Source organism: Accumulibacter sp., assembly GCF_031732815.1.
Lineage (GTDB): Bacteria > Pseudomonadota > Gammaproteobacteria > Burkholderiales > Rhodocyclaceae > Accumulibacter.
In genome coordinates this window covers 4089-6213 of record NZ_JAVMKF010000310.1, presented here as the reverse complement: position 1 = coordinate 6213, position 2125 = coordinate 4089, and the positions used below count along the sequence as shown (strand labels likewise).

The window sequence follows — 2125 nt, the reverse complement described above, 5'->3', positions numbered from 1 at the left end:
CACGTGACGGCGGGATGGAACTGGCGCGCGATGTCGCCGAAGGCATGCGCAACGACGGGCGTGGCATCATCCTGGATCAGTTCGCCAACCCGGACAACCCCTTGGCGCATTTTGCCGGAACCGGTCCTGAGATCTGGCGGCAAACCTCCGGCAGCGTGACGCACTTCGTCAGCAGCATGGGGACGACGGGGACGATCATGGGCGTGTCGCGCTACCTGAAGGCACGCAATCCGCAGGTCCGCATCGTCGGCTGCCAGCCGGAGGAGGGTTCGCAGATTCCGGGCATTCGCAAGTGGCCGGCGGCCTACCTGCCGAAGATCTACGATCCGTCGCTGGTCGACCGCATCGAGTCGGTATCACAGGGCGAAGCCGAGCACCTGACGCGTCGTCTGGCCAGCGAGGAAGGAATCTTTGCCGGGATTTCTTCCGGCGGTGCCTTGGCTGTTGCGCTGCGCCTGGCCAGCGAACTCGAAAACGCGACGATTGTCAGCATTGTCTGCGACCGCGGTGATCGTTACCTGTCAACCGGAGTGTTTCCCGCTTGATCGGATGATGAAGCCGGTTCTCGTCTTTGATCTGGAGACCATTCCCGATGTCGCCGGGCTGCGCCGGGTGCATGGTCTGGCGCCTGATCTATCCGACAGCGAAGTTGCCGAACTGGCTTTCCAGCAGCGCCGGGCGGCGCACGGGCACGATTTTCTTCCCCTGCACGTGCAGCGCGTCGTCGTCATCTCGTGCCTGCTGCGCGCCGGCAAGGACCTGCGCATCTGGTCGCTGGCCGCTCCCGAGCAGAGCGAAGGCGAGATCATCCAGCGCTTCTTCGACGGAATCGAGAAGTTCACCCCGCAACTCGTCTCGTGGAACGGCGGTGGTTTCGACCTGCCGGTACTGCATTACCGGGGTCTGTTGCATGGTGTTGTCGCGCCGCGCTACTGGGACCTGGGCGACGCCGACTACCCCGACAGCCGCGACTTCAAGTGGAACAACTACATCGGCCGCTATCACACGCGCCATCTCGATCTGATGGACTTGCTGGCGCTCTATCAGGCGCGCGCCGCCGTGCCGCTCGACGAGTTGGCCAAGCTGATCGGCTTTCCGGGAAAACTCGGCATGGACGGCGGCAAGGTCTGGGACGCGTGGCTTGCCGGGGAAACCGCCGCGATTCGGAACTACTGCGAAACCGATGTGCTCAACACCTATCTGGTGTCGATACGCTTTCGCCTGATGCGTGGCGAACTGGGGCTTGCCGAGTATGCGGAAGAAATCGCTTTCGTGCGCCACGAAATCGAAAAGACCGGCCGGGCGCATTGGCTGGAATTCCTCGCCGCCTGGCGCTAGCCGGGGTTGCCGACGCCAGACGTGCACGCGATCGCTCGCCGCTTTCCGGGAGGAACTTGATAGACATGATGAGGAGGAAAAACTGTATGAGGCTCGCCCGCTGGTGTGCGCTGGTTTCCGTCAGCCTGCTGTCGCTGCTTGCCCTGCCGGCACTGGCGGCGGGTACGCTGGACAGGATACGCGCGTCGAAGAGCATCAGCTTCGGCTATCGTGAGAGCTCGATTCCTTTCTCATTTACCGGCGAGGACAATCAGCCGTGGGGCTACTCGGTCGATCTCTGTCTGCGTATTGCCGCCGCCGTCGTCAAGCAGCTCGAGCTCGACGAACTGCAGTTGCACTGGGTAGCGGTGACGCCGGGCAACCGGATCAGCAAACTCAGGTCAGGGCAAATCGATGTCGAGTGTGGCTCGACGACGAGTTCGCTGGCGCGCATGGCGGAAGTAGATTTCAGCCTGCCGATCTTTGCCGACGGCGCCAGCTACCTGTACCGGCGCGCTGCCGGAAATCGCCGCGTCGACGATCTCGCCGGAAAAAGGATAGCCGTCGCGGCGGCGACGACCAATCAGCGAACGCTCGCCGAAATTCTCGCCCGGCACAAACTTTCCGCCGAGGTCGTCGAGGTGGGCGATCACGCGCAAGGCCTGGCCGCCTTGCTCGGCGGAAGGGTGGATGCGTACTTTGCCGACCGCTCGCTGCTTACCGGACTGGCGCTCGACGCCGGCAAGCAGACCGACTGGTCGCTCGGACCGGAGACTTTCTCGTACGAGCCGTATGCGCTGATGCTGCG

Annotated in this window: 3 protein-coding genes; all 3 read left to right on the top strand. The window is 63.3% G+C overall.

Annotation, left to right across the window (positions count from 1 at the left end; translation table 11 throughout):
• Positions 1-545 (top strand): pyridoxal-phosphate dependent enzyme (locus RKP46_RS18645; RefSeq protein ID WP_311108012.1); only part of this gene is annotated, 545 nt, incomplete at its 5' end.
• 7 nt (positions 546-552) lie between these two features.
• The gene (locus RKP46_RS18640; RefSeq protein WP_311108019.1) at positions 553-1338 is read left to right on the top strand and encodes a 3'-5' exonuclease; all 786 of its coding nucleotides are present in this window, start codon (positions 553-555) and stop codon (positions 1336-1338) included.
• 86 nt (positions 1339-1424) lie between these two features.
• On the top strand, positions 1425-2125 hold a 701-nt coding region (locus tag RKP46_RS18635), incomplete at its 3' end, for an amino acid ABC transporter substrate-binding protein (protein WP_311108011.1).